Raw genomic sequence first — 7,987 nt, forward strand, 5'->3', positions numbered from 1 at the left:
TGCGTTCCCCGGCACCGTTCGACACCGGCGACAACCCCGGACGCGGCATCCGCCAGCCACTCGTCCGGGACGAGGCGTATGAGGGTTCGTCCTGGAAGCTCACTGGACGAGTTCGATGTGCGGATGGTCGGGGGACACCGGGCAGACGTGGAGTTGCAGGTCGTAGGCGTCGGCGATGTTGAGCAGAGTGACGTTCGACGGCTGGGTGCCGAGGGGGAGCAGGGTCGGGTTCGTCCGCTCCTCCTCGGGCATCCAGCTCCGACTCCCGGGATTCCATTCCCTGCTGGCGATGGTGACGAGTGGGATCGTCTCCGTACCGCAAGCGGGGCAGGGGCGGGGGACGGGGTCGGTGAGGCCCCAGCGGGTCCAGCCGCCCGTCTTCCACCCGGGGGCGTGGCACAGGTTGCGGAAGTAGAACTCCTGAGGGGTCTCCGCGCCGGTGCTGTCCCACGTGTGTCCGGCTGCCTCCCACCGGCTCACGTCGCCCAACTGCCGCTGGAGCTCCGTGCTCAGCTCCAGGGGGCTGGGGTACTCGGTGACCTGCTCGGGTGCCAGAAGGCACGGCTGCGGGAGGTACCACTCGAACTGGATCACGGGTGGCTCGGGCGGGTTGTCGAGGATGTCGGTGACGTTGGTCGACGAACGCCAGCGGAGGGCGGTTCGGGGGTGTGCGAACTCCGAGTGGTCGCAGGGGCACCACAGGACTTGGAGAAGATCGGCTCCGGGAGGGCTGCCCGGGAGAGGAACGTCACGGGCGTAGAGCTGGGCGACGGGAATCATGGGAATCGGGCCGTCGAACCACGGGTGGCCCTTCCGCGGCCGCTGTTCGATCTCCAGTTCCTCGGGCGTGACCGCGAGTGCTTCGGAGTCGCGGAGCCGGCGTTCGGCCGCTGCCGCACGGATGCGACGCAGGAGCCGGATGTCGTCCGGGGGGTGCAACTCGTCTGTGGCGTCACTGTCGTGCGGCTCTTCGCAGTGGGGCCACGGCTCGCCGGCGGGCCAGAGGAGCGGCCCGCCGACGGAGCTCTCGTGCGGGGTCGGCGACCCGGGGCGGGGATGCAGCCGGGTCGCCGTGCGGGCCAACGGGGCCAGGCCTGGCAGGAGTGCGGTCACGTCGAACGGCCGCGGCGGCGTGGTGAAACTCATGCTGGCTCCCGTTGGCGCGAACTGACGGTGATCAGTTGCCGAGGTTGTACAACCCTGTGTTCTTCAACGTGTTGGTGACATAGACGTTGTGGAACAGCCGCTCGATCGTCCCGTCCGCCCGCTCGATGTTAGCGGTCATCGTGACTCCCACCGGGATGGTGCTGGTGCCGTCGTTGTAGACGGGCGTCACCTGGTAGAAGATCGCGTCGTCCGGACCGAAGGCGGACACGTCGCTCTTGATGACCTTCTGCGCCATGGCCTCGTACGTCCGCATGCTGGGCGTGCCGGTGTTCATCCCGGACTGCCAGCACGGCACGAGATTGACCTGTACACCCCGTCCGCCGGCGACGTTCGGGATCAGATGACACCGGGCCAGCCCGTTGGTGAGCGAGTTCGCGGTCCGGAAGAGCTGCGCGTCCTGCCAGCCGGGGATGTCTCCCTGTGCGTCGGTTCCTTCCGGGGCCGTCCTGTCCAGGCATGCCTGCGCCCGGGTCGGCCTGGCCCCGGCCTGCCCCAGCGGAGTGGTCGTCTTGTTGACGTGGGGGACCGGCTCGGTGGTGTTCAGGATCCACCCGGCGCCACTGGTGGGTGCCTCGTCCGGCTTGCTGTCCAGGCAGCGGGCACGCGGGCCGGTCTCCGGCAGCGAGAACGTCAGCTCGAATTGGTCGGCGTCGATCACCCGTTGGCTCTTGAAGCCGTCGGCGAGCTGCCTGTCGGCGAACTGCTTCTCGCCGGGTGTGACGTGGGCCTGGACGCAGGGTGCGGCGGGGTCCACGACACGGGCGTCGTTCAGGACGTAGGCGCCCCATTCGCCGCTGGCGAGATTGGGGATCACCTTGACGCATTCGGCGCCGGCGGCACCGCCTTGCTTCGCCTCACCGAAGGGAAAGTCGCCGCAGGAGTCGTTGTCGACGAGTTCCGGTTCGGGTGTGAAGCCACTGCACGTGCGGGCGGTGCGGTCGGCCACGCCGCTCGTCGACCGGGTCAGTGGGCTGCCCTTCTTGCCCCAGGCGCCGCTGAGCTTCTTCTGCGCCCAGGCGTAGGCGGCGACGGCGCCGCCGGCGTCGGAGGCCTGCGCGCTCATCGGGACGACGGGCATGATCGAGGGGATCACACAACCGGCCGCCGAACCGCCGCCGACCGCGTCGTCGCAGCGGATCTTGCGCGGGTTGTCCCAGGAGGCGCTCGGATCGACGGGCGTGGCTCCCGGGGAGGTGACGTACAGCTTGTACGAGGTGAGGAACTCCGCGACCGAGCCCGTCGCGGGCGCCGAGGAGTACTTGACGTCGCCGGACAGGGTCTTGCCCAGGACGATGCCGCTCTCGTACCAGGGCGCGGTCGTCGTCGCCCTGCAGCCGGTCGTGCAGGAGGCGCGCAGCTTGGCGTCGAGGGCGGTGACGGCGTTGCTCGCGGAGGTCATCGTCACGGTGACGTGCTCGCTCCACGCCGTGCCCGCCGCAGGCAGTGACGCGCTGGTGGAGACCTCCAGAGTGCCGCGGCCGAGCTCCGCGCCCTTGGTGTCGCGCAGGATGTAGAGGACGTTCACCCCGGTCACGCAGTAACTGAAGCGTTCGTACGAGTAGTTGCCGGGGCTGGTGAGGGAGCAGCTGCCGAGGCCGGCCGAGGCGGCGGCGAGGCTCTGCTGTCGTGCCTTGGCTCGCGCGGCCGGGAGGGGCGTGGTGCTCACACACGCCTCGACGGCGCCCGCCCGGCGCTCCTTCGATCCCCTCTTCGTGGGCTCACAGCGTTCCCCCGACTGCTTGGGGAAGGGGCTGGTGGCGGAGACCGGGGTGCCGGCCTGGATCGTCGGGTCCGCCGTCCCGGCGCTCCGCGGCTTCTCGCCGGCGGTCTGCTGTGCCGTGGCCGTACCCGCCGTGGTGAGTCCCAGCGTCACGGCGGCAAGAACGGCAAGTACCGTCGATCGCGCCCGTATTCGAAGTGATGCGCCTCGCTGGCGTCTGTCGTGCATGTTCGTCAGGTCTCTCTTCCTTGTTTCTTCGCCCGGGTGGCAGGGAGAGGGGGGCACGGGACGGGAAGTGCGTGCCCCCGGGTGCAGCGGTGGGCGGCCCGCGCTCTACCGCGGCAGGGCCGTACGGGAGGGGCTCACTCGTCAGCCGACGAGGTCGAACAGATCCTTGGTGATGGCGGAGACCCCGTCCTCGACGACGTCCGCGATATTGCCCACGACGGGCTTGACGACCGTGCTGGCGGGCTTCACCGCGCCCAGCCACTTGGACTGGCCGTAGGTGACCAGGCTCAGGCCGGTGCCTGCGGCGGACCACCAGAAGTCACTGCTCGTGAAGCCGTGTTCGATGCCGGTGAAGACCGTGCTGATGGCGCTCGCACCGGTCGAGACACCGGCGAAGAAGCCGGCTGCCGCGAAGGCCGGCGGGAAGACGAACCCCGCGAGAGTGCAGCCCGCGGCCAGGAGGCCCGCGCCGACGCTGACCACATTGGCCGCGTCCGCGTAGAACTGGGCGTCGTTCCACCACTCGTCCGAGTCGGCAGGATCCTTGGTGCCGTTGGGGTTGACCTGGTTGTTCCGGTCGTTGGCGGCGGGGTCACGCTTGGCCTCGCGGTCCTGCCGGGCCTTCTCGGCGGCCTCCTTGGCCCTGGCCGCCACCTCGGCCCGGTGCTTCTCGGCCGTGATCCGCTTGGCTTCGGAGTACGCGGCGGCGGCCTCTTTCGCGTCCGCCTGCGCGGCAAGCATGGAGGCACGTGCGGCGTTGGCGGAACTCTGCGCAGAGGCGGAGGACTTGAGGGCGGCGCGCGCCGAGTCGATCGCCTTGTTGGCCGAGTAGTTGGCCGATCGGGCCGCACCACGGGCGGTCGCCGCGGCCGCCTTCGCCGTGTTGGCGGAAGCCTGGGCAGCAGCAGCCGACTTGTCGGCGGCGTCCGCGTTCCGGCGCGCCTCGTCCGCGTAGCTGTCGGCCGCCTTGGACGAGGCGATCGCCTTGTCCGCCCACTCCTGGGCCTTGGCGGCGTTGTTGCGGGCCAGGTAGGCGGCCTGGGTCGCCCGCGCGGCGTTCTCCTGCGCCCGCTGAGCGATCTTCGCGGCAGCGGCGATGGCACCGCGGACCGCGGCGACATGGGTGGCGGTGTCGTGGTCGAGCTGCGCCGTCCGGAACTGGACCACGAGGATGAAGTTGCGGAGCATCCACGCCGGGCCCTCGAGGGCGACCTCGGCGTAGGCCTTGGTGAAGGCACCGCCGGTGCTGATGAGCTTCCCGGCGAGGACCCTGTCGTCCTCCTGCTGCGCCAGCGGGTAGTCGTGGTCGAAGAAGTAGTTGAGGGACTCGGTGGTGTTCTCGTCGAGTGCCTTGTTCGCGGCGTTGGTGACGGCCCTGCCCGCGCCGTCGTTGAGGATCTTGTTGATGGCGACGCGCAGTTCCTCGTCGGACGCCTTCTTGATGCCGATGGTGAGGAAGTCACCGATGGCTTTGGAGCTGGAACTCTCCAGAGCGAGCTGGGCGGCCTCCGCGATCTTCGGCGCGGCGATCGTCGCCACGTGGAGGGCGGTCTCGCGGTCGTCCTGGCCCTGGGCGAGGGCCCGATCGAGGTCGATCCAGGCGAAGACGTCGTCGTCGGAGCCCGCCAGGGCGTGCTGGGCGGCCTGTCGCGTCCAGGCGCCCCGGGACTCCATCAGGCCGATCGCAGCCTTGCGTCCCAGGGTCGCGGCGAGCGCCATGTCTCCCGAGTACAGGGCCTGTTCGGCTTTGGTGGTGAGGTCCTTGATCTCCTGTGCGGTGCGCTGCGCCAGAAGGCGCTTGTCGCGGACGTCGGACAGATCGGTCGCCTCGGCGGAGGCGAGCAACTGCGCCTCCTCGATCGCCTTCTGCTTGTCCTGCTCCAGCGTCTGGGCCTCGGCGGCGCGGGCGTTCTTCTCCACCTCGATGGCGTCGGCGACGGCCTTGGTGGCGACGTTCGCGGCCTTCACGGCCTCGTCCGCGTGCGCGGTCGACTTGTTGGCGTAGTCGATCGCCTGGCCCGCGTACTTCACGGCCTCCTCGGCGGCGGCTGCCGCCTTGTCGGCGTGGGCGGCTGCGGACTTGGCGGCGTCTCGGGCGGTACGGGCTGCTGCTGCGGCGGCGCTGGCCAGTGCCTGGGCGGCGGAGGCCGCGTTGGTGGCGCGGTTGGCGGCACTGGTGGCGATCGCGGCCTGGCGCTTGGCCTCGGCGGCCTCCGCCTGAGCGACCCCGGCGGAGGCGGCGGCCTGTGCGGCGGCCGTGGCGGCGGCGGCCGAATTCCGTGCGGCGGAGGCGGCGGCCGTGCCGGCGGATGCGGCCGCATCGCCGGCGATGGCCGCCTTGTCGGCGGCTGCCGCGGCGCTCCGGGCCTTGGCCGCGGCGTTCTTGGCGGCGACCGCCGCGTCCTTGGCCTCCTGCGTCTTGCTCGCGTCCTTGGAGGCGGCTATCGCAGCCCTGTAGGCACGGGACGCGGCGCTGCCCGCGTTCGAGGCGGCCTGAGCGGCGCCGGTGGCCGCCCACGAGGCCCGGCGGGATGCGTTCACCGCTGCGTTGGAGGCGTTGATGGCGTTGCGTGCGGCATCCGCCGCGCCCTTCGCCGCGTTCGCCGCCTTCCGGGCCGCCGCCGCAGACTTCGTCACGTCGTTCTGGGCCGCGGACGCCTCGGCTGCGGCCTTCTGGGCGGCTTCCTTGGCCTTCCCGGCAGCGGTCTCGGCGCGGGCCGAGGCCTCCACAGCCAGGTTGGTCTCCTTCTGGGCACGCTTGCCCTCGCGCTCGACGAGGGCCACCAGCTCCTCGATGGTCGCCGACTCCTGGTCACGGGCGCGCGCGATGTGCTGACCGGTCTCCATGAACCACTCGACGTCCGCCGCGGTCCCCTCGAGCGCGCGTCCCGCGTACTTCTGCACCTCCGGGCCACCGTTCATCAGCATGGCGCTGACCTGGACCCGGGTGTCCTCCAGACGCGCGTCGTACTGCTTGTCGGTGAGGAAGCCGGTGAGAGCCGGTGCGGTGGCGGTGTCGAGAGCGGCGTTGGCACTGCGCACCACCGCCTTGTCACCCGTGGCCGAGACGGTGGTGGTGGCGACCCGGAGATCCTCCAGGATGGCCGGTCTGAAGCCGTCCTTGAGGAACGCGGCGATCGCGGCGTCGCCGCTCTCGAGAGCGGCGACGGCCTCTCTTCGCAGACCCTTGCCGGCCCGGTCCAGGCTGCGGACGATCGCGACACGATTGTCCTCCACCGTCTGCCTCGGCAACGTCTCGGCGAGGAAGGTCTGGATGTCGGCGTCCGACCCGTACAGGGCCTCGGCGGCAGCGGCCTTGACGCTCCTGCCACCGGTCAGCCACGCCTTGACGACCTTGGCGCGTTCGGTGTCCGGCAGCGGCACCGGATCGGAGGTGGCGCCTGCGGCAGCGGCGGTCGTCGGGAGGAGAGTCAAGGGAGTGGACGCCATGGCGGCGGAGGCGGCGAGCGCGCCGAGCACGCGGCGCCGGCTCCAGAAGACTGTCTGCATCGGAGAGTTGTCCCTCGTGTGAGCTGGTGACAGGACATGAGCTGGTGACAGGGCATGCCGGGTCGCACTGACAGCACGGTTTCCGGCGTGCCTGAGAGGCGGAATGCCGACGGACGCGAAGTGGCGTGCGTTCGCGGTGACGTGCAAGCCCGGACCATATCAACTGTCCATGCACCATAAGTCAATTGCGGCGTTGCAGGCTTCAACTTGCTTTTCGAGGCGCCAACTTGACGGTACGTCATGGGCTTCTTCACAGTTTCTTCACGCTACCTCGTGCAACCTTCATGAAGTGTGATGCAGGTCATGAGTGAGGCTGGGGGATTGCGTCGGTATGCGCGATTTTCCCTGCTCGACCTGGGGGTGGCTTCGTGTTTGCATGATGAAGAGGATGGTGATCACGGAGATGGGTACTTCCCGCTTTCGATAATCAAGCGAGCCTCTTGCCGTGGGGATGGAGCGCCCCCGGAAAGGCGATGCCGAAAGCGCATTCCGGTGCGCCCGAAAGCCTCTGTACAGGTCACGAACATCCGGTCGTCGGTGACGAATTTGGGGATGCAGATGAAGCCATACAAGAGAATGTCTGTCACGTCGCAGCGCAAGCGGATTGCTCTGCGCGCACTGGGCGCGGCGGCGGTCGGCGCCCTGGCCTGGGTCGCGGCGGCCACGACCATCCCTGGCGGGGCCTCGCAGGAGTCGAAGCCCACGGCGCTGGTGGCGGGGGAGTCCCCCGGCTATGCGGTGGAGGACTTCAGCTACCCGCTGGCGGACAAGATCCTGGCCGAGAAGAACATCGTCCTCAAGCGCGGTGACGGGCACATCACCCTGGCCGACTGCGCGAGCGGCTCAGGTCTTTTGGAGATCATGGCCCGGAACAAGGCGGACAAGATCTGCTTCAAGGTGGTGGGCGACTCGGGTTGGCTGACCCTGGAGATCCCGGCGGTGTACGCGATCAAGGGCAACGACTACACCACCGAGGTCGACATGACCGTCGGCGCCGAGGAGAAGTCGTTCGACCTCAACAAGAACGCCTGGACCCCGGTGGGTGAGGCCGCCGACGAAGAGGGCCGCGATCACCTGCTCGTCGAGATCAGGTCCTCCAAGTAGACGCGCCCGACATTGTCATGCCCACCGCAGCGCACTCCGATGTCCTTCGGACGCGCGGCCCTCGTGTCTAGGAATCCATGTTCATGCACCTCTCCAGACGTCGCCGCCTCTCCGCGTTGACCACCGCCTTGCTCGCGGCCCCCCTCGTTCTGGGCGCCCTCCCGGCAACCACCACGTCGGCTGTCGCGCTGGGCGGAGTCGACGCGCCGGCGCAGATGACTTCTGTCGCGAAGGTCGAGGTCGGTGAGCAGGCCGCCT

At 69.5% G+C, this 7,987-nt stretch carries 5 protein-coding genes; 2 read left to right on the forward strand and 3 right to left on the reverse strand.

Features of this window, described 5'->3' with window-relative positions; translation table 11 throughout:
• Window positions 1–99 precede the first annotated feature (99 nt).
• From ACZ6ZN_RS30815 to ACZ6ZN_RS30825, 3 genes are all read right to left on the reverse strand, one after another.
• Entirely contained in the window at window positions 100–1,146 is a 1,047-nt protein-coding gene (locus ACZ6ZN_RS30815; protein ID WP_469651352.1) for a hypothetical protein, read from the reverse strand.
• Between the two features lie 31 nt (window positions 1,147–1,177).
• The gene (locus ACZ6ZN_RS30820; RefSeq protein WP_469651354.1) at window positions 1,178–3,040 is read right to left on the reverse strand and encodes a DNA/RNA non-specific endonuclease; all 1,863 of its coding nucleotides are present in this window, start codon (window positions 3,038–3,040) and stop codon (window positions 1,178–1,180) included.
• A gap of 216 nt (window positions 3,041–3,256) precedes the next feature.
• Window positions 3,257–6,625 carry an ALF repeat-containing protein gene (locus ACZ6ZN_RS30825; protein ID WP_469651356.1) on the reverse strand — a complete coding sequence of 1,123 codons (3,369 nt, stop codon included), beginning with the start codon at window positions 6,623–6,625 and terminating at the stop codon, window positions 3,257–3,259.
• Between the two features lie 576 nt (window positions 6,626–7,201).
• Here ACZ6ZN_RS30825 and ACZ6ZN_RS30830 point away from each other — a divergent pair.
• Window positions 7,202–7,729 carry a hypothetical protein gene (locus ACZ6ZN_RS30830; protein WP_451879872.1) on the forward strand — a complete coding sequence of 176 codons (528 nt, stop codon included), beginning with the start codon at window positions 7,202–7,204 and terminating at the stop codon, window positions 7,727–7,729.
• A 77-nt stretch (window positions 7,730–7,806) separates the two neighbouring features.
• On the forward strand, window positions 7,807–7,987 hold a 181-nt coding region (locus ACZ6ZN_RS30835; protein WP_469651360.1), incomplete at its 3' end, for a hypothetical protein.

This window comes from Streptomyces sp. NPDC053665 (assembly GCF_055585285.1).